General features: G+C 37.9%; 19 protein-coding genes. 18 read left to right on the top strand and 1 reads right to left on the bottom strand.

From position 1 onward, the window contains the following. The first annotated feature begins 30 nt into the window (after positions 1 to 30). From BIV20_RS12395 to BIV20_RS12310, 18 genes are all read left to right on the top strand, one after another. The gene (locus BIV20_RS12395; RefSeq protein ID WP_075721011.1) at positions 31 to 1,542 is read left to right on the top strand and encodes a methyl-accepting chemotaxis protein; all 1,512 of its coding nucleotides are present in this window, start codon (positions 31 to 33) and stop codon (positions 1,540 to 1,542) included. 19 nt (positions 1,543 to 1,561) lie between these two features. Beyond that, entirely contained in the window at positions 1,562 to 2,068 is a 507-nt protein-coding gene (gene purE, locus BIV20_RS12390; protein WP_075721010.1) for a 5-(carboxyamino)imidazole ribonucleotide mutase, read from the top strand. A 235-nt stretch (positions 2,069 to 2,303) separates the two neighbouring features. Then, complete coding sequence (purM, locus tag BIV20_RS12385) at positions 2,304 to 3,329, top strand: phosphoribosylformylglycinamidine cyclo-ligase (protein WP_075721009.1); 1,026 nt, start codon at positions 2,304 to 2,306, stop codon at positions 3,327 to 3,329. After that, the gene (gene purN, locus BIV20_RS12380; protein ID WP_075721008.1) at positions 3,323 to 3,949 is read left to right on the top strand and encodes a phosphoribosylglycinamide formyltransferase; all 627 of its coding nucleotides are present in this window, start codon (positions 3,323 to 3,325) and stop codon (positions 3,947 to 3,949) included. The genes purM and purN overlap by 7 nt, the downstream gene beginning before the upstream one ends. Positions 3,950 to 3,958: 9 nt before the next feature. After that, a complete protein-coding gene (purD, locus tag BIV20_RS12375; RefSeq protein ID WP_075721007.1) occupies positions 3,959 to 5,230 on the top strand; it encodes a phosphoribosylamine--glycine ligase in 1,272 nt (423 codons plus the stop codon). Between the two features lie 231 nt (positions 5,231 to 5,461). After that, positions 5,462 to 8,014, top strand: coding sequence for a starch-binding protein (locus BIV20_RS12370; protein ID WP_143524545.1), 2,553 nt, complete (start codon positions 5,462 to 5,464; stop codon positions 8,012 to 8,014). Positions 8,015 to 8,165: 151 nt separating this feature from the next. Next, entirely contained in the window at positions 8,166 to 9,152 is a 987-nt protein-coding gene (locus BIV20_RS12365) for an aldolase catalytic domain-containing protein (protein WP_075721005.1), read from the top strand. A 128-nt stretch (positions 9,153 to 9,280) separates the two neighbouring features. Further along, a complete protein-coding gene (gene mutY / locus BIV20_RS12360; protein WP_075721004.1) occupies positions 9,281 to 10,363 on the top strand; it encodes an A/G-specific adenine glycosylase in 1,083 nt (360 codons plus the stop codon). Between the two features lie 346 nt (positions 10,364 to 10,709). Then, entirely contained in the window at positions 10,710 to 11,726 is a 1,017-nt protein-coding gene (locus BIV20_RS12355) for a glycosyltransferase family 2 protein (RefSeq protein ID WP_075721003.1), read from the top strand. Positions 11,727 to 11,899: 173 nt separating this feature from the next. Further along, a complete protein-coding gene (locus BIV20_RS12350) occupies positions 11,900 to 13,312 on the top strand; it encodes a methyl-accepting chemotaxis protein (RefSeq protein WP_075721079.1) in 1,413 nt (470 codons plus the stop codon). Positions 13,313 to 13,489: 177 nt separating this feature from the next. Then, positions 13,490 to 13,684 (top strand): sulfur carrier protein ThiS, encoded by a 195-nt coding sequence (gene thiS / locus BIV20_RS12345; RefSeq protein WP_075721002.1) that lies wholly within the window; start codon positions 13,490 to 13,492, stop codon positions 13,682 to 13,684. Then, entirely contained in the window at positions 13,684 to 14,322 is a 639-nt protein-coding gene (gene thiF / locus BIV20_RS12340) for a sulfur carrier protein ThiS adenylyltransferase ThiF (protein WP_075721001.1), read from the top strand. Before thiS ends, thiF begins: the two co-directional genes overlap by 1 nt. 11 nt (positions 14,323 to 14,333) lie before the next feature. Beyond that, positions 14,334 to 15,104 carry a thiazole synthase gene (locus BIV20_RS12335; RefSeq protein ID WP_075721000.1) on the top strand — a complete coding sequence of 257 codons (771 nt, stop codon included), beginning with the start codon at positions 14,334 to 14,336 and terminating at the stop codon, positions 15,102 to 15,104. A 21-nt stretch (positions 15,105 to 15,125) separates the two neighbouring features. Next, positions 15,126 to 16,295, top strand: coding sequence for a 2-iminoacetate synthase ThiH (gene thiH, locus BIV20_RS12330; RefSeq protein WP_075720999.1), 1,170 nt, complete (start codon positions 15,126 to 15,128; stop codon positions 16,293 to 16,295). After that, positions 16,282 to 16,875, top strand: coding sequence for a thiamine phosphate synthase (locus BIV20_RS12325; RefSeq protein WP_242939838.1), 594 nt, complete (start codon positions 16,282 to 16,284; stop codon positions 16,873 to 16,875). Before thiH ends, BIV20_RS12325 begins: the two co-directional genes overlap by 14 nt. A 225-nt stretch (positions 16,876 to 17,100) precedes the next feature. After that, positions 17,101 to 18,123, top strand: coding sequence for a glycosyltransferase family 2 protein (locus BIV20_RS12320; protein WP_075720997.1), 1,023 nt, complete (start codon positions 17,101 to 17,103; stop codon positions 18,121 to 18,123). A 26-nt stretch (positions 18,124 to 18,149) separates the two neighbouring features. Beyond that, a complete protein-coding gene (locus BIV20_RS12315; RefSeq protein WP_075720996.1) occupies positions 18,150 to 18,689 on the top strand; it encodes a hypothetical protein in 540 nt (179 codons plus the stop codon). 1 nt (position 18,690) lies between these two features. Beyond that, positions 18,691 to 19,728, top strand: a complete 1,038-nt coding sequence (locus BIV20_RS12310; RefSeq protein WP_075720995.1) for a lysylphosphatidylglycerol synthase transmembrane domain-containing protein — start codon at positions 18,691 to 18,693, stop codon at positions 19,726 to 19,728. A 47-nt stretch (positions 19,729 to 19,775) separates the two neighbouring features. On the opposite strand, the gene BIV20_RS12305 is transcribed toward BIV20_RS12310, so the two are convergent. Then, positions 19,776 to 21,086 (bottom strand): MFS transporter, encoded by a 1,311-nt coding sequence (locus tag BIV20_RS12305; protein ID WP_075720994.1) that lies wholly within the window; start codon positions 21,084 to 21,086, stop codon positions 19,776 to 19,778. Between the last annotated feature and the right edge of the window lie 47 nt (positions 21,087 to 21,133).

Raw genomic sequence — 21,133 nt, 5'->3', positions numbered from 1 at the left:
AGTAGTGATAATAACGAAGGAGGCAGTTATATGGAAAAGGAAGAATTTCATGTAAAAGTTCGTAAGTATAGTGACAAGAGTAATCGAGTAGCAAGGGCAAATAGGATACTGCTTCTTGTGGCGACCATAGTAGAAGCATTATTGATATTTGCGTTATTTATCCAGACTTTTGTTTCTGCTACAGCTTATGGAAAGATGGGCATAGTGCCAATGGTTATTTTAATTATTGGTATTATTATCAATTGGGTATTGTACAAAATGAACCGGAGCAATGAGAAGTTGCGTTATATCGTATTGGCAACTTATTTGATTGGCTGGACTTATCTTATGGTGACAGGAACCAATATTTTGGTGACAAGTTATGTGTATCCATTGTTTATGACCAGTATTCTGTATTATGACAAAAAGTTTAATAATTTTATGTATGGAACTACTGGAGTAGTTACCTTGGTGCGTGCTGTGATATGGGGAATTACGGGCTATTTGCTAGGAGACGCCAATGCAATTACTAGTATTGTAGTAGCAATTATTGTTTTAGGCGTTATTTATATTACTTCTGCCACAGCAAAGAAGTTTGACCATGATGCTATGTATACCATGCAGGATGAAAAGAAACGTCAGGAGTTGATGTTAGAGGATATCCTTCGTATTTCAAAAACAGTAAAGGATGAAGTAGAAGAGACAGACCAGTTGGTAGAAAATGTAAGGACTTCTTCTGATGTTGTACATAGTTCCATACAGGAAATCTCTGTAAGTACGCAGGTAACAGCAGAAAGTGTACAGGAACAGACAAATATGACTGCTCAGATTCGTGAAGCAATAGGAGAGACAGCAGAAAATGCTAAGGTAATGGTAGAAGCAGCTGCAAGTTCTGCTAAGATGATAGAAGAAAGTATGGAAGTGATGCGCAATATGCGTGAAAGTGCTGAGAAAATTGGAGAGACAAACTCTCATGTGGCAGAATCTATGGCACAGCTTCAGGAAAAGGCAAAGGAAGTTCAACAGATTACAGAAGTTATCTTTTCTATATCCAGTCAGACCAATTTGTTAGCATTAAATGCTTCAATTGAAAGTGCGAGAGCAGGAGAAGCAGGAAAAGGTTTCGCAGTAGTAGCAGATCAGATTCGAGAATTGGCAGAACAGACAAGACAGTCTACAGAGAAGATATCAGGTATTATTGATGAGTTGAATGTAGATGCGCAGAATGCAACAGATGTAGTTCAGAGTTCAATCGATGCTATGAATGAGCAGAATAGTATGATTGAGAATGCATCAGATGGATTTAATATGATTCGTGATAATGTAGATACATTAACACAGAGAGTAGCAGATATTGATAAGAAGATTGAAAATCTGGTAGAATCGAATGATGTAATTATTGAAAATATCAGTCAGTTGTCTGCAACCAGCGAAGAAGTATCAGCAAGCGCTCAGGAAGCAGAAGAACGAAGTAAGCAGAATCAGACTGAGACAGAAAAGGCACAGGATTTGTTAAATGAAGTACTGAAAAGAGTACAGGAATTTGCAAAATATCATAGTTAAGACAAAAGGAGAATTTATCATGGCAAAAGTAGGAATTGTAATGGGCAGCGACTCAGATATGCCGGTTATGGCAAAGGCAGCCGACATTTTAGAGGAATTAGGAATAGAATATGAAATGACAATCATTTCAGCCCACAGAGAACCGGATGTATTTTTTGAATATGCGAAGTCCGCAGAAGCAAAGGGATTCAAGGTAATTATTGCAGGAGCGGGAATGGCAGCGCATCTTCCGGGAATGTGTGCAGCAATTTTCCCAATGCCTGTTATCGGTATTCCAATGCATACAACATCTTTAGGAGGAAGAGATTCTCTGTATTCTATCGTACAGATGCCGTCCGGTATTCCGGTAGCAACTGTTGCTATTAATGGTGGTGCAAATGCAGGATTATTAGCAGCAAAGATTTTAGCAACCTCTGATGAAGCACTGCTTGGAAGATTAAAGGATTATTCCAAGAAATTAAAAGAGCAGGTAGAAGCAAAGGATGCTAAGTTACAGGAAGTTGGATATAAGGAATATATGAAGTAAATTGAGGAAATGATGAAAAGAACAGGCAGTGATACCACTTATATGGTCACTGCCTGTTTGAAGTTGTGAGTAATTAGAAATGAACTACAGTTATAAGAAATCAAGAACCAAAACACAAGATAGATTAGCAAAACTAATAAAAACTATTACAATATATAATTGGCATTTCTATAGGATTCAAGGTACAATGTAAGAAGAAGTATAACGAAGATTTTCTATTTTAGGAGGAAAAACAATGGATTACAAGAAATCAGGTGTAGATATTGAAGCAGGATACAAGTCAGTGGAGCTGATGAAAAAATATGTAAAAGAAACAATGCGCCCTGAAGTATTAGGCGGACTTGGCGGATTTTCCGGTGCTTTTTCTTTAAAAGCAATCAAAGATATGGAAAACCCGGTTCTTTTATCCGGTACAGACGGATGTGGAACCAAGGTAAAACTTGCATTTCTTTTAGATAAACACGATACAATCGGAATTGACTGTGTGGCAATGTGTGTCAATGATGTTGCTTGTGCAGGTGGAGAACCATTATTCTTCCTTGATTATATTGCATGTGGAAAGAACTATCCGGAAAAAATTGCTACAATCGTAAGTGGTGTGGCAGAGGGATGTAAGCAGTCAGGATGCGCTTTAGTTGGTGGTGAAACAGCAGAGCATCCGGGACTTATGCCGGAAGAGGAATATGATTTAGCCGGATTTGCAGTAGGTGTTGTAGATGAGAAAGACATCATTACAGGAAAAGACTTAAAGGCAAATGATGTATTGATTGGTATGGCATCCTCTGGTGTTCATTCCAATGGATTTTCTTTAGTACGTCAGATTTTCCGTATGGATGTTGAAACTTTAAATACACATTTTGATGAATTAGGAACAACTCTTGGAGAAGCACTTCTTGCTCCTACCAGAATTTATGTAAAAGCACTGCGTTCTATTAAAGAAGCAGGCGTTCGTGTAAAGGCATGTAGCCATATTACCGGTGGTGGTTTCTATGAAAATGTACCAAGAATGTTACCGGAAGGAAAACATGCGGTTATTGAAAAGAACAGCTATGAAGTTCCACCTATTTTCAAAATGATGGCAAGAGAAGGTAATGTAGAAGAGCAGATGATGTACAATACATACAACATGGGAATCGGTATGATTGTGGCAGTAGACCCGGCAGATGTTGATAAGACTATGGAAGCAATCAAAGCAGCAGGAGACACTCCATATGTAATCGGTAAGATTGAGGATGGAGAAAAAGGAGTAACCTTATGCTAAAATTGGCAGTTCTCGTATCCGGCGGTGGTACGAATTTACAGGCAATTATAGATGCCATAGATAATGGAAGTATTACAAATGCTAAAATAGAAGTGGTAATCAGCAACAACAAGAATGCCTATGCTTTGGAACGTGCGAAGCAGCATGGGATTGAAGCACTATGCATTTCTCCAAAGGATTATGAAGAAAGAGCAGAATTTAATCAGGCATTTTTAGAAAAGTTGAATAGCTATGGTGTTGATTTGGTGGTACTGGCAGGATTTTTAGTAGTAATACCGGAAATGATGATAAAGCAGTATCGCAATCGTATTATCAATATCCATCCATCTTTGATTCCTTCTTTCTGTGGAACCGGTTATTACGGATTAAAGGTACATGAAGGTGCATTGGCAAGAGGTGTGAAGGTAACCGGAGCTACCGTTCATTTTGTAGATGAGGGAACAGATACCGGTCCTATCATTTTACAAAAGCCGGTAATGATAGAACAGGGAGATACTCCGGAGGTACTACAGCGCCGCGTTATGGAGCAGGCAGAGTGGAAAATTTTACCGGAAGCAATTGACTTGATTGCTAATGGGAAAGTAGAAGTCGTAGATGGAAAAGCAGTAATCAAAAAATAGGAGGCAGCAATGAAAGTATTAATCGTAGGAAGCGGCGGACGTGAACATGCTATTGCAACCAGCGTAGCAAAGAGTCCTAGAGTAGATAAAATATATTGTGCACCGGGAAATGCCGGAATTGGACAGATTGCAGAATGTGTTCCAATTGGAGCTATGGAATTTGATAAATTAGTGGCATTTGCGAAGGAAAAAGCAATTGACTTTACTATCATCGGAATGGATGATCCTTTGGTTGGTGGAGTAGTAGATGCATTCGAAGCAGAAGGATTAAAAGTATTTGGACCGAGAAAAAATGCAGCTATTCTGGAAGGAAGTAAGGCATTTTCTAAGGACTTAATGAAGAAATACAATATTCCTACTGCTGCATATGAGAACTTTGATGATGCAGACAAGGCATTAGCTTACTTAGAAACTGCAAAAATGCCAATCGTATTAAAAGCAGACGGACTTGCTTTAGGTAAGGGCGTTTTGATTTGTAATACGTTAGAAGAAGCAAAAGCCGGTGTAAAAGAAATCATGCTGGACAAGAAGTTTGGTACAGCAGGAAACAACATGGTAATTGAAGAGTTCATGACCGGACGTGAAGTTTCCGTACTTTCCTTTGTAGATGGAAAGACTATCAAGATTATGTCTTCTGCACAGGACCACAAGCGTGCAAAGGACGGAGATCAAGGATTAAATACAGGTGGAATGGGAACATTCTCCCCAAGTCCATTCTATACTGCTGAGGTAGATGAATTCTGTAAGAAATATGTATATCAGGCAACTGTAGATGCTATGGCAGCAGAAGGACGTCCTTTCAAGGGAGTTATTTTCTTCGGACTGATGTTGACGGAAGAAGGACCAAAAGTATTGGAATACAATGCACGTTTTGGTGACCCGGAGGCACAGGTTGTTTTACCAAGAATGAAAAATGATATTATTGATGTAATGGAAGCATGTGTAGATGGAACTTTAGACCAGATTGATTTGCAGTTTGAGGATAATGCAGCAGTTTGTGTGGTATTGGCTTCCGACGGTTATCCGGTAGCCTATGACAAGGGACTTCCAATCAGCGGACTGGAAGAATTTGAAGGAAAAGACGGTTATTATTGTTTCCATGCCGGAACTGCATTGAAGGATGGCAAAATCGTAACAAATGGTGGTCGTGTCCTAGGAGTTACTGCAAAGGGAGAAGATTTAAAGAAAGCTCGCGCTAATGCTTATGCAGCAACAGAATGGGTGAAATTTGATAATAAATATATGCGTCATGACATTGGAAAGGCAATTGATGAAGCATAAAAAATAAATTAATACATGAAAAAGAACTGTTATAGGAAAACAGTTCTTTTTTTTGTCAAAATTATTGTCAGAATATAGTGATAAAGTACTAAAAATAAATATTTTTTCAAACAACCGCAAAAAAGTGACACAAATCACAGAAAAGTAATATTGACAGAAGAAAGAAAAATAATTAAAAATAGAAAGGCAGACAAGGGAGGTATCAAATTATTTAAGGAGGAAAGAGAAAAAATGAAACAAAAAAGGAGAAGGTTTTTTAGTCTGATATTGACATGGCTTATGTTGTGTTCTGCAGTTCTAGGTATTGTTCCGGGAACAGCACTTCAGACTGTGGCTGCGGAGACATCCGTGGCAGTTGTATCATCATCCAGCACAGAGGCAAAGGATGATATACAGGACGGGGTTACGTTACATTGTTGGAACTGGTCTTTCAACAACATTACAGCAAATCTGGATACAATTGCTGCGCAGGGGTACACGGCAATCCAGACATCACCGATTCAGTTTGCCAAGGAACCTACAAGTGGGAAAAAGGTAGGAGACAATTGGTGGGTATATTATCAACCGGCAGGATTTTTTATTGAAAATAATTCCGGAAGAAGTGCTCTTGGAACAAAAACTGAATTTGAAAATATGTGTAAAAAGGCACATGAAAAAGGAATAAAGGTAATTGTAGACGTAGTAGCAAACCATATGGGTAATCAGACAAGAAATAATTTGTCATCAGCTATTGTGTCTGACATTCGAAACGACTCCAGTTGTTGGCATGATATAACGAAAAATACAACTGATTATAGTAATAGATATGATATTACTCAGTATTGTATGGATGGAGTACCGGATTTAAATACGGCAAATAGTAAAATTCAGAATTATGTATTGAATTATTTGAAAGAATGTATTGATGCAGGGGCAGATGGGTTCCGTTTTGATGGAGCAAAACATATAGAAACTCCGGATGATTCTGCTTCAGGATGTGGTAGCAACTTCTGGCCAACCGTAATAAATGGAGCGAAATCTTATGCTAAATCTACAAGAAACATAGATTTATATTGCTATGGAGAAGTATTAGATGCTCCGGATAGTTCAGGAAAATTGCCAATTACTGCGTATACAAAATATATGAGTGTAACGGATAATCGCACTGGAAATGATGTCCGTGATAATGTAAATAATAGAAATGCTTCCGCGGCAGCATCTTCTTATTATTATAATGGTGCAGCAGGAGCAGACAAGCTGGTATTATGGGCAGAGTCTCATGATACATATGCCGGCAACAAATCCTCTGGCGTATCTACAGAAAATATCAATAAGACCTGGGCTCTGGTAGCAGCAAGAAATGGAGCAATGGATCTTTATTTTGCAAGACCATATAGTAATTCTTCTATGATTGGCGCAGCAGATAAAACCGGTTGGGCGAATGTAGAAGTAGCAGCTGTAAACAAATTTCACAATGCTTTTACAGGACAGAAGGAATACTTGGATTCTAATGGAAACATTGCATATTGTGAAAGAGGAACTTCCGGTGTTGTTTTAGTAAATTGCTCCGGAACCTCACAGTGGGCAGATGTAAAAGCCAATATAATGGCATCCGGTACTTATAAGGATCAGATTACCGGAAATACCTTTACTGTAGAAAACGGAAGAATCAAAGGACAGATTGGAAGTACCGGAATTGCAGTTGTATATAACTTGGATGAACAACCATCGGAAAACATTGCATACATTAAATTGCCATCTGGATGGTCTACACCGATATATTGCTATGCTTACGATTCTGCTACAGAAACTATAAATAATGGAGTATGGCCGGGAGTGAAGATGACGAATGAGGGAGATGGAATCTATAGCTATGAGGTTCCTGAAAATATTGAAGCACCAAGAGTTATCTTCTATAGTAGTGATACCAACCGCTATCCGGCAGATATGGAAAAAGGCCTGCTGTTAAATGGTTCTATGATTTATAAAGATGGAAGCTGGGAGAATTATACTTCAGTGGAAAATGGAACGATAGTGATTGAGTATGTAGATGCAGATGGAAATCAGCTGGCAGATAGTAAAACACAGACTGGCTTGGTTGGAAGCAGCTATGTAACAACAGCAAAACCAATTAGTGGATATACCTTAAAGACTACACCGGATAATGCATCAGGACTTTATGTAAAAGGAACTATTACAGTCACATATGTTTATGAGAGGAGTGGGGTAACAACAGGAAATACGGCATATCTGGAACTGCCATCTGGCTGGGGAAGTGAAGTATATTGTTATGCATATTCAGAAGAGAATGAATCAGTAACAAACGGAGTATGGCCTGGAGTAAAAATGACAAAGGTATCCGGAAACATTTACAAATATGAAGTGCCGGAGAATATTAAGAATCCATTGGTTATTTTTACTGATAAGAACAACCAGTATCCGGGTTCAATGCAGAAAGGACTATCCTTAAGCGGTTCCATGATTTATCAGAATGGAGAATGGAAAAACTATGTGCAGCAGGTGAGCAGTAACGTTGCATATATCACAAAACCATCCGGTTGGGGAAGTGAAATATATTGTTATGTATATTCTGCTGATAATGAGTCTGTGACAAATGGAGCATGGCCTGGAGTAAAGATGACAAAGGTATCCGGAGATGTTTATAAATATGAAGTACCTGACAGTATCAGCAATCCATTAGTAATTTTTACGGATAAAAATAACCAGTATCCGGGTTCAATGCAGCATGGACTTTCCCTAAGTGGTTCCATGATGTATGTAAATGGAAATTGGAGTGCATATTAAAAAATAATTTATAAGTATCTGCTACCAAGAAATATCTCTTTTGGTAGCAGATATTTTTGTATTGACAAATGCTATTTTTTTGTGTATTATAAAAATACTTTATCGGTTTAAAGTTTAGAAATTTAAAGTACGAAATATGGAGGCATGTGAAATGAGTACGAAAAATTGTAATGAACGAACTTTAATGGATTACTGTCCGGATATTAAAGTCCTTGACTGTACAATGAGAGATGGGGGACTTGTAAATAACTTTGCATTTACAGATGAATTTGTAAAAGATTTATACCAGGCGAATATTAAGGCTGGCGTTGATTATATGGAATTTGGTTATAAGGCATCAAAAGAGCAGTTTGATCCAAAAGAGTTCGGAAAGTGGAAGTTCTGTAACGAAGAAGATATCAGAGCGATTGTGGGAGAAAACGATTCTCCGTTGAAAATTTCCGTTATGGCAGATGTAGGACGTTGTGATTATAAAAAGGACATTTTGCCGAAAAAAGATAGCGTAATTGATATGGTGCGTGTTGCAACTTATATTCATCAGATACCGGCAGCCATTGAAATGATAGAGGATTTCAAGAAAAAGGGATATGAGGTAACCGTAAATATTATGGCTGTGTCAAAGGTAAACACGGATGATTTAGATGCAGGACTTAAGCTTCTGGCAAGAAGTTCCGTAGATGCTATTTATTTAGTTGACAGCTTTGGATATTTTTATCCGGAACAGATTACCAAGTTGGCAAAGAAATATGTGGACATTGCGGAGGCTTCCGGAAAAGTAGTGGGAATTCATGCACATAACAACCAGCAGTTGGCATTTGCTAATACCATTGAGGCATGTCGTAACGGAGTAAGTCTTTTAGATGCAACGGTAAGCGGTATGGGACGTGGTGCAGGCAATTGTTTCATGGAATCTTTACTCAGCTTTTTAAAGAATCCGAAGTATAATGAAACACCAATTATTGATTTTGTAGAAAAGCATATGTTGAAAATAAAGGAAGAAGGGGCTGTATGGGGATATGATATTCCATACCTTTTGACCGGTATTTTAAATAGTCATCCATCCACTGCAATTAATTTTATCAAAGACAAACGGACGGATTATGGAAAGTTGCGTCAGGAACTGATGGATATGGAATAAAAATTTATTTTAGCGTATACAAAACGACTCGCAGTATTGTAAAATATTGCGAGTTGTTTTTCTATAGGAATTCTTTTATAATCGTAAGATAGGTAATTAAAAATAAGAAGTATAGAGCAAGGAAAAATATGTTACAGGATTTTGATTTAAAAAAAATAGTAAAACCGCTTTTAGAATGGTTTCGGACCAATGCCAGAGTGTTGCCTTGGAGAACGGAGCCTGAACCATATCGGGTATGGGTGTCTGAAATTATGCTGCAGCAGACCAGAGTGGAAGCGGTTAAGCCATATTTTGAACGGTTTACCAAGGAACTGCCGGATGTAAAAGCATTGGCAGAATGTGAGGAAGAAAAGCTTTTAAAACTCTGGGAGGGGTTGGGGTACTATAATCGGGTGCGGAATATGCAGATTGCAGCCCAAACGGTCATGGAAGAATATGGGGGACAGCTTCCGGCTGATTATGAACAGCTTTTGAAGTTAAAAGGAATCGGAAACTATACGGCAGGAGCCATTGCGTCCATTGCCTATAAGATTCCCGTTCCTGCCGTAGATGGAAATGTACTTCGTGTAATCTCCAGAGTGACCGGGGACCGTTCTGATATTATGAAGCAGTCGGTGCGAACGGAAATGGAGCATGCTTTAAAAGAGATTATGCCTAAGGAAGAAGCGAGCGCCTTCAATCAGGCATTGATGGAACTTGGTGCTACTGTATGTCTGCCCAATGGAGCCCCTTTATGTGAAAAATGTCCATGGCAGGAATTTTGTGAAGCAAGGTTGAAAGACTGTTGGCAGGAAATACCGGTAAAAAGTAAGGCAAAGGCAAGGCGTATCGAAGAAAAGACAGTATTTATTATTCGGGACGGAGAAAAGATTGTATTGCATAAACGTCCGGCAAAAGGATTGCTGGCAGGTTTATATGAATTTCCAAATACATCAGGACATTTATCAGAAGAAGAAGCGTTACAATGGGTGAAAAAGCAGAAATTATCTCCGCTTCATATTCAAAAGTTAGAGCCTGCAAAGCATATTTTTTCCCATGTGGAATGGCATATGGAAGGCTATATGATACGAGTAGACGAATTGACCAAGGACAAAAGTGGTATGCTGTTTGTAGAGGTAAAGGATTCGGAAGAAAAATATCCGATTCCGGCAGCTTTCAGTGCGTATACAAAATATATGAACATTAGACTTGGAAATGAAAAGTTTGAATAAAGTACAACCCTCTGTAGATTTTCTACAGAGGGTTTTTATGAAAAAGATTATGAGTAAAAGTGAAGTTATCACTGTATCTACGGGAGGACCTTGCGGTTAAGCAAGGCTATGAAAAAGATTTTTATTAAGAAACTATTGAGGGGAATCAATTCATTTCTTATGATATACAGTATATCGGCAATTTGTGACCACCTTGTGTTGAGATTATGAGAAATGTGTAAACAATATATGAACAAATTTAAAAATAGAACTCTTAAGATAATATTAAGGAGAAATCATTTGGCTTCTTAAGGGAAATTGTGTATAATAGCAGTTAGTGACAGTAAACGAAAAAGGAGACCTATAGATGAAATTATTATCAATTGCAATTCCATGCTATAATTCGCAGGATTATATGGAACATTGTATAGAATCATTGCTTCCGGGAGGAGAAGATGTAGAAATTATTATTGTAGATGACGGTTCCAAGGATCGTACGGCGGAAATCGCAGATAGCTATGCGGAAAAATATCCAACTATAGTAAAGGCGATTCATCAGGAAAATGGTGGACACGGCGAGGCAGTAAACACCGGAATAAGAAATGCAACAGGATTGTATTTTAAGGTAGTAGATAGTGATGACTGGGTAGACCAGGAGGCATATATGAAGATTCTGGAAACACTGCGTGAATTGTCTGGTGGCAGTGAGGTACTGGATATGCTTGTCAGCAACTTCGTATATGAAAAAGAAGGTGCAAAACATAAAAAAGTAATGAAGTATAACGGAATTCTTCCGGAAAATAAGATGTTTAGCTGGTCAGATGCAAAGCATTTTCGTAAAGGAAGATATATCCTGATGCATTCTGTAATATATCGTACACAATTATTGCGTGATTGTGGATTAGAGTTGCCAAAGCATACTTTTTATGTGGATAACATTTTTGTATATGTACCATTGCCATATGTGAAGAATATATATTATCTGAATGTGGATTTTTATCGCTATTTTATAGGAAGAGAAGATCAGTCCGTAAATGAGAAGGTTATGATTAAGCGTATTGATCAGCAGATAAAGGTAAATAAGATTATGGTGGAAGCAGTAGATTTGTGGAAGCTTCCGAATCGTAAATTGCGCAAATATATGTTTAATTATCTGGAGATTATTACCATCATTTCTACAATTATGTGTATTCGTTCCGGAACAGAAGAGAATCTGGAGAAAAAGCGAGAACTGTGGAAATACATAAAAGAGTACGATATCCGTTTATTCCATCGTCTCCGTAATGGAATTATGGGAACGACCATGAATCTTCCGGGAAAGGGTGGCAGAAAGATTTCTGTTGCTGCTTATAAGATTTCTCAGAAGGTTGTTGGATTCAATTAAGTTAAGAAAATGCAAGAGTCAATCTTTTTGTAGAAGAATTACAATTAGATTGGCTCTTCTTTTCTAATAATTCTTAGGAAGTGAAAGAAAATGTTGAAAAAATTGTGAAAAATAGTATAATGAAAAGAGAAAAACACAAAAAAATGGGTATTTTGACGATGGGAGGAAGTGGCATGAGGAACAGTATTGGGAAAAAAGTAGTTGGAATGATAATGTTACTAGGGCTTTTGATGGTTGGAATTTGTGTCGCAAATATGTCAGCATTCAGTATTATAACCGGATTAAATAAAGAGGTTATAAATGAAGTTGCAGAGTATGAGGCAGCGGCACAGAATGCAGATGCTGTTAATATGGAGAAAGTGCAGAAAAGTTTAGAAAGTACATTAGGACATGTTGATAAGAGAATTAATGGAACCTATGTATTTGATTTTATTTTAATAGCATTGGCAATTGTTATTGTTGTTATCATAGTATTAATTGTAAATAAAACCATCGCAAAGCCAGCTAAGAATGCTAGTGTACATCTTGCAGGAATCGTAGAAAAGATTGAAAATGACAGAGGAGATCTTACAGAAAGAATTGATATAAAGACAAAGGATGAGGTAGGACAGCTTGTTTCCGGTATTAATGGATTTTTGGAGCAGTTGCAGAGGCTGATGCAAAAGGTGCAGTCAGAGACAGAGTTGATGTCAACATCTACGACACAAGTGACTTGTCAGGTAGATGCATCAAATCAAAGTGCAATGAGTGTATCTTCTGCCATGGAAGAACTCTCGGCAAATATGCAGGAAGTGGCCTCTACCTTAGAGAAAATTGCAACAGGAAGTAATGAGATTTTAGAACGAGTAAGAGAGATGAATGGGAAAGCGGATGAAGGTGCTCAGATGGTAAATGACATAAAAGTTCGCTCGCGAGAAATGTATCATGATACGGTAGAGAGTAAAGAAAATACGAATTCTGTAATCAGTGATATCAGAGAAGTGTTGGAAAGTTCCGTAAAGGAAAGTAGAAGTGTAGAGAAAATCAATGAACTTACGGGGGATATTTTGGATATTGCCAGCCAAACAAATTTGTTGGCATTAAATGCATCTATTGAGGCTGCAAGAGCCGGTGAAGCGGGGAAAGGATTTGCTGTAGTAGCTGATGAAATCAGAGGTCTTGCGGATAATAGCCGTGACACTGCAAATAATATTCAAAATATTAGTGAAATCGTAACTGCGGCAGTAGAGAAACTGGCTAGTAATGCTGAAAATATGCTTAAGTTTCTGGATGATAAGATAATTAAAGACTATGATGGATTTGTGGAGATTGTAAAACAGTATCAGGCAGATGCAGAAAATATGAATGAGATTCTTCAGGAATTTTCAGAAAAAGCATCGATAATCGAGGAAACTATGCAGAAAATGGATATCGGTATTAATGATATTTCTACGAATGTAGATGAAGGGGCAAAAGGCGTTGCGGATGTGGCAGAAAGTGCAGTAAGTCTTGTAGATGCTATTACCTTAATTCAGAGAGAAACTGAGAAAAGCCAGAGTATTTCGGATGAGTTGCAAGGGGAAGTAAAACGATTCGAAAGAGTGTAGTAAGAATTGACTTTTGTAAAAAAATAATTTATAATGCATTACAGAGTGTGAAGCATAAGCCACACGAAGGGGTACACCACCGCGGGTGTAATTTCTTCGTGGTGGCTTTTTTTATGTTCTAAAATATAAAAAACGCTCCGCTGAGGGATGCGCAGTACATGGAAAGGAGGACATAGAATGACTATAAATGGAGTGGAGAAAGATTATCCGGAAGGAATTTCTTTGAAAGAATTGTTAAAACAGGAAGGATATCAAGAGGAACGAATTGCGGTAGAACGGAATGAAGAAATTGTGCCAAAGGCAGAGTATGATAAAGTTTCCTTGGAAAATACAGACCATTTGGAGATAGTAAGGTTCGTAGGAGGAGGCTGATGATGGTAGTAACGCAGGAAGAGATAAAAGCGGCATTGTTGCAGCGCTATACGCCGGAAATGTATGATAAGATTTCCAATGCGTCTGTGGCTATTGCAGGGCTTGGAGGACTTGGCTCTCATGTGGCAGTCATGCTGACAAGGGCGGGGATAGGAAAGCTTATGTTAGTGGACTTTGACCGGGTAGATATAACAAATCTTAATCGACAGGTGTATACCTATGAACATTTGGAAAGAAAAAAGACCGAAGCTCTTGCAGAGATTTTACGGAAAATCAATCCTTACATAACGTTGGAAACACGAGATTGTTATGTAAATCAAGAAAATGTAACTGAGTTATTTAGAGATTATAACATTGTGTGTGAAGCTTTTGATAAGGCAGAAAATAAGGCGATGCTGGTGAATACTGTTTTGGAGAAATGTAGACATACTACAGTGGTGTCTGGGTCTGGAATGGCAGGATATGGAAGCAGCAATAAAATACATACAGAAAAAGTAATGAAGCGTTTGTATGTGTGTGGTGATAGAGAAACGGAGCTTGAGGATGATGTTTGTCTCATGTCATCGCGTGTAACGGTCTGTGCAGCGCATCAGGCAAATATGATAATAAGATTAATACTTGGAATTACAGAAGTGTAGGAGGAAGAAAAATGGAAAATGATAAATTGGTATTGGGAGGACATGAATTCAGTTCCCGATTCATATTGGGCTCAGGAAAGTACAATGTAGAACTTATAAAGGCAGCAGTAGAACAGGCAGGAGCAGAGATTATTACGTTGGCAGTACGCCGGGCAAATTCTGAGAGTGCAGAAAATATTTTGGATTTTATTCCAAAGGGAGTGACATTGCTTCCAAATACATCCGGGGCAAGAGAGGCACAGGAAGCAGTAAGAATTGCAAGACTTTCTCGTGAATTAGGTTGTGGAGATTTTGTTAAGGTAGAAATCATGCGAGACTCTAAATATTTGCTTCCGGATAATCAGGAGACGATAAAGGCAACAGAGATTCTGGCAAAGGAAGGTTTTGTAGTGCTTCCATATATGTATCCGGATTTAAATGTGGCAAGAGATTTGATGAATGCAGGAGCCGCAGCAGTTATGCCGTTGGCAGCACCGATTGGTTCCAACAAGGGATTGGCAACCAGAGAATTTATCCAGATTTTAATTGATGAGATAGACCTTCCAATTATTGTAGATGCAGGTATCGGACGCCCGTCACAGGCATGTGAAGCTATGGAAATGGGAGCCGCAGCAGTTATGGCAAATACAGCGATTGCAACAGCAGGAGATATTACGGCTATGGCATCTGCATTTAAGAAGGCAATAGAAGCTGGAAGAGAAGCATATCTTGCAAAATTGGGAAGAGTTTTGGATAAAGGTGCAACAGCATCTTCTCCAATGACAGGATTTTTACGGGATTAATTCAGAGAAAGAAGGAAGAACATGGAACAGGATAAAAGACCTAAGGTAGACCATATGCAATATATGGAGGGAATGGAACAAATAGAATCTGATATTATGGATAAAGTAATTTCTGCCAGAAATGCATATGAGGCAAACCGCTATACGGAAGCAGATGTGAAAAGAGCCTTAATGAAAGACAGTCTTGAAATTGAGGATTTTGCAGCTTTATTGTCTCCGGCAGCAGAGCCATATATTGAAGAAATGGCACAGAAAGCAAAGAAAGAAACGGCGAAGCATTTCGGTAATTCCGTCTATATGTTTACACCGATTTACATTTCGAATTATTGTGAAAATTATTGCGTGTATTGTGGATTTAACTGCCATAACCGAATTCACAGAATGAAGTTGGATGCAGAAGAAATTGAAAAAGAAATGGCAGCCATTGCTAAGACCGGATTGGAAGAAATTCTGATTTTGACGGGAGAGAGTAGAGCAAAGTCAGATGTTTCCTATATTGGAGAAGCCTGCAAAATTGCCCGAAAATATTTTAAAATGGTAGGAATTGAAGTATACCCAATGAATTCTGATGAATATGCGTATTTGCAAAAATGTGGTGCAGATTATGTGACTGTATTTCAGGAGACTTATGATTCTGATAAATATGAGACATTGCATCTGGCAGGTCATAAGCGAATTTTCCCATATCGTTTTAACGCGCAGGAACGTGCATTGAAGGGCGGTATGCGTGGAGTTGCATTTGCAGCACTCTTAGGACTTGCTGATTTCAGAAAAGATGCTTTTGCAACAGGACTTCATGCCTACTACATACAGCGAAAATATCCTTATGCTGAAATATCATTTTCTTGTCCAAGATTGCGTCCTATTGTAAATGATGCAACCATTAATCCGAAAGACGTGCATGAAAAACAGCTGCTCCAAATTATGTGTGCATACCGTTTATTTATGCCATTTGCAGGAATGACGATTTCCACCAGAGAGCGGGCAGAGTTCCGTAATCATGTAATCGGTATGACGGCAACTAAAATTTCAGCAGGAGTAAGTACCGGAATTGGAAGCCACTCTGATGAGGTGGAGGATAAGGGAGACGACCAGTTTGAAATAGCGGATAACCGAAATGTAGATGAGGTATTTGCAGCTATTAAGGAACAGGGATTACAGCCTGTGATGAACGATTATGTCTATGTGTAGGAAAATTGCAGTTTCTAATTGGGAATTGTATCGAAAATATCATGAGAATGATAGGATAGAAGATTATGTAAATCATCTTGCGGGACTAGAGGAAGCCGCAGATAGACCGGATAGATTGATTTTAAGAGAAAAGAAACTGTTAGAAGCAGAGTATGAACAATTGCTGGAAATGGTCTGGGAAAAGTTTAGGAATAGTGAGATTGAGCTGATTCCACATACTTATCTTGCGGTTGTTCAGAAGATGGGAATCGGAAAAATACATCTTCCATTTTCTTTGCTGAAAAAGCATGCAGTAGAAAACCAATTACAAAGTATGGAAGTGATTGGAACATCGATTCATTCTGTGGAGGAAGCCAAAGAGGCGGAACAACTGGGAGCAACTTATGTCACGGCAGGACATATTTTTACTACAGATTGTAAACCTGGATTAGAGCCAAGAGGTTTGGAATTTTTAGAACAGGTTTGTGAAAATGTTAAGATTCCGGTGTATGCCATAGGCGGAATTCATCCTAATAATATAGAAAAAATAGAGAAAAGCAGTGCAGCAGGAGCTTGCATGATGTCGGAATATATGAAATAAAAAGAATTCTCAGCAAAGCCAAAAAATAGGTTTATGCTGAGAATTTTTTTATTTTTAAGGAAACAGAAAGAAAACCTTACATAAATGTAAGAAAACTGTAAGGTAGAATGAGGGCAGATTTTACATTGATACGGTACAATAATAAAGAACTCATAAAAAATGTTGAAGACAAAGAGGAAGTTCTTTCGTTTACATATTACAGAAGCGACAAATGAGGAGGAAAATATGAGAGAAATTACATTTACCGTACCTTGCTATAATTCAGAAAGCTATATGGAACGTTGTATTGATAGTTTATTGAGTGGAGATGAACGGGTAGAGATTATTATTGTAGATGATGGTTCTACTGATAGAACAGGAGAGATTGCAGATAATTATGCAAGAAATTATCCGGAAATCATAAAGGTCATTCACCAGGAGAATGGTGGTCATGGAGCAGGTGTGAATGCCGGGCTTGCACATGCCAGCGGAAGATATTTTAAAGTGGTGGATTCGGATGACTGGTTGGATGAAGCAGAACTTCATAAATTGTTGAAAAAAATAGAACAGTGGGATAGGGAAGATACCAGAGTAGATTTGATTGTTTGTAACTATATTTATGATCATCTGTATGAAGGAAAAACAAAACGGATGGCTTATGGAAATGTGTTTAAAGAAGGTGTCATATGTAGTTGGAACGATATTGGTAGATTTCGTCCGTCCCAGTATTTAGTCATGCATTCCTTATTTTACAGAACCGATGTATTACGAAAGTCGGGGGTAAAGCTTCCAAAACACACTTTCTATGTGGATAACATTTTTGCAAATCAGCCTCTTCCTTATGTGAAAAGTATATGTTATCTAAATCTGGACATGTATCACTATTTTCTTGGAAGAGAAGATCAGTCGGTGAATGAGAAGGTATTAATGGAGCGTATTGACCAACAGATACGAGTAACAAAGTTGGTTTCCAATTGTGCGGATTTAGACAAAGTAGCGAGAAGGTATCCAAGACTTGCAAATTATCTCACCAGAAACATTTCTATTATGATGGCAATTTCTTCTATTCATTTGCTTTTGATTGGAACGCCGGAAGCAATGAAAAAAAGAGAAATGTTGTGGAATTATATAAAAAATCACAATCATAAGTTGTATTTTAAGTTAAAGAGAAGAACGTTAAGTGGGTTTACTTATTTACCGGGAAAAGTAGGAGCAGGCATTACGTTGACAGGGTATAAGGCGGCTCAGAAAATATATCAGTTTAATTAAAAGATACTGAAGAGAAGGGACATAATATGGAGAAAATATATTTGGCGTTGGTAGATACACCGGGGCTGTTTGCATCTATTATACGAAAGGTAACAAAAAGTGATTACATACATGTAGTTTTGGCACTGGACAGTGAATTACAGGAAGCATACAGTGTGGGAAGAAGAAATCCTTTCGTTCCATTAATTGCAGGATTTGAAAAGGAAAATATTTATCAGATTGAACAGGCGTTTCCAACGGCGCGGTATCGGATTGTGAGTTTAGAGTGTACCAAAGAGCAGAAGGAACAAATTGCACAGCAGTTAGAAAATTGTTATCAGCGAAGATTTCGTTATCATTACTGTATCTTAGGATTACCTTTTATTCTATTTAAAAAACCGTTTTATCAGAAAAATCATTATACCTGTTCGTCTTTTTCGGCAAAATTATTAGAAGAGAACGGAATCAAATTATTTGAAAAACATTTTTCCCTGGTAACGCCAAAAGACTTTTATGAATTGTCCCAGACAGAAGTGGTATACGAAGGTGCGTTGCGAGAGTTTACCGGGGCATTGACAGGAGCATGATATGAAGCGAAAGAATATAGTAAGTGCCATGATATTTTTAGTATTGGTGGCGCTGACCTTTTATGCTATTTTAAAAGGAAATGATATGGGCGAGGTTGCCGTGGCAGTACAAGAACTTCAAAAAGGGTATCTAATAGAGGCAATCGTTTCAGCTATATTTTTTGTAGCAATGGAAGGAACGATGATTTGGTATTTGATGCGAGGATTGCAGGAGCCGGTTGTATGGAGGAGGTGTATTGGATATTCCTTTGTGGGTTTCTTTTACTCCGGAATTACGCCGTCTGCCACAGGCGGACAGCCGATGCAGTTGTATTATATGCAGAAGGATGGGCATAAGGTATCAAATAGTACAGTAGTTCTTATGACAGTAGCAGTCATTTACAAGTTTGTACTAGTAGTGTTAGGTGCAGGAATTCTGTTGTTCTATCATGTGCCATTGAAGGAATATTTAAAGAACTATATGTATCTTTATTATCTGGGATTATTGCTAAACGTGGTATTGGTAGCAATTCTACTCTTTGTTATGATAAGTCCAAACTGTTTTAAGGGGATTGTGACAGGTGGAGAAAAGTTACTGAAAAAGATAAAATTGTTAAAGCATTCGGAAGAACGGACAGAGAAATTGATTAAAATGGCAGACCAATATCACGAGGCAATTTTGTTTTTTGGAAAAAATAAGGGGAAAATTGTAGTAGTAATTGTAGGAACGCTATTGCAACGATGCAGTGTATTTTTTATGACATGGTTGGTGTATCGTGGGATGGGCATGAGCGGCCAAAGTATGCTGACCGTGATGATATTACAGGCTTCTGTTTATATTGCGGTAGATATGCTTCCTTTGCCGGGAGCCCAGGGAATTACGGAAATGATGTATAAGACGGTATTTGCGCAAACTTTCTCCGGAGCATATCTGGCAGCGTCTATGTGTGTGACACGAGGACTAAATTTTTACTTTTTACTGATTGTTAGTGCGGTGGTTGCGTTGTGGTGCCATGTACAGTCTGGAAAAAGCAAAAGAGGTATCCAGAAAGAAACTTAAAAGCGAGAATTTTTCTCCCTTTTAAGTTTCTTATATGAATGTTTCCGTTATTGTACTTTTTCTGAATTGAGCATTTTCTCAACTTTGAAAAAACGTAGAAGAATCACAGTTACTATAAGACATAGAACAGGGATACCGATAAAACCGATATTTATATACATTTTTGCCAACTTTGTTTGAGGCTGGTTTGGAATGTAACCACCCAATTTCATTAAAAAGGTAAAAAGAGTAACATTTAAACCAAAAGTAAGTTTTGCTACAAAGCTGTCAAGGGACGAAAGAATACCAGCCGCTTGAATACCTGATTTCATTTCGCAATAATCAACCACATCTGCCAATAAGGAGAATCTCATTCCCATTAAAAATCCCAAAGCATACCAAACAACAGCAGTACCAATAATTAGTAGAGTTGTATTATTGTTTGAGCATATGAATAATAGGTTACCAATAAAGGCAATTGCACACATTATATACATAGAGTTTTTCTTACCAAGTTTTTTGGCGAATAAAGGTAGGCATGACTGGCTGGCAATCATAGAAATAGATGTGACAGCAGCCTGTATTGGGATAATGTCCACCTTTTCGGCAACATAGGTATAATAATATACAACACCGGCCTGTTTAATTGCAAAACCAAGCATAAACACAAACATAATAAAGATAAATAAAATATATTGTCCATTAACCGCTTTTATACCTTGGAGAAATGTGACCTTTGGTGAGTTTACAGATTTAACAGATTCTCTGGTGTTTGAAAAAGCAAAGAAGAAAAGAATTATGGAAATTATTGAGAAAATACCCATTGTAATTGCATAACTATATTTATTACTGTTTCCACCAAAAGAGTTAATCAAAGGTGTTGCAAAGGTTGTAACACAAAAGCTTCCTATTGCAGCCATAATCATGCGGAAAGTAACGAGGATATTGCGTTCGTTCTTATCATCCGTCAAGCTTGGCAAAATAGCTGAAAGTGGTGTGTTTACAATAGTATAGCCTGTGCTGACGAGGTTAAAAGTTATAAAGGCATAAACAATAGACTTGGTATCATCATTAAAGTCTGGCACTAAAAAAGTCAGGACCGCAAACAAACCTAAAGGTATTGCACCAAAGAGAAAGTATGGTCTGCATTTTCCCCATTTTGTTCTTGTACGGTCAACAATTATTCCCATTAAAATGTCTGTGCATGCATCCACAAACTTAGACAACAGCATAATCATTCCAACTGCTATTGCATCAATTCCGGCAACATCTGTATAGAATACAGCCAAATAGGTTGTAATCATAGGCCAGACAAAATTACTTGCCATGTCTCCTGCACCAAATCCAAATCGTTGGCGCATTACTAAATTCTTATTCATTTTTTTGTCATCTCCCAATTATTATTTTGTCCCCTTTTAATGGGAAC

It is taken from the genome of Roseburia sp. 499, assembly GCF_001940225.2.
In the GTDB taxonomy this organism is placed as follows: domain Bacteria; phylum Bacillota; class Clostridia; order Lachnospirales; family Lachnospiraceae; genus Petralouisia.
This window is presented reverse-complemented; position numbering and strand designations above follow the sequence as displayed.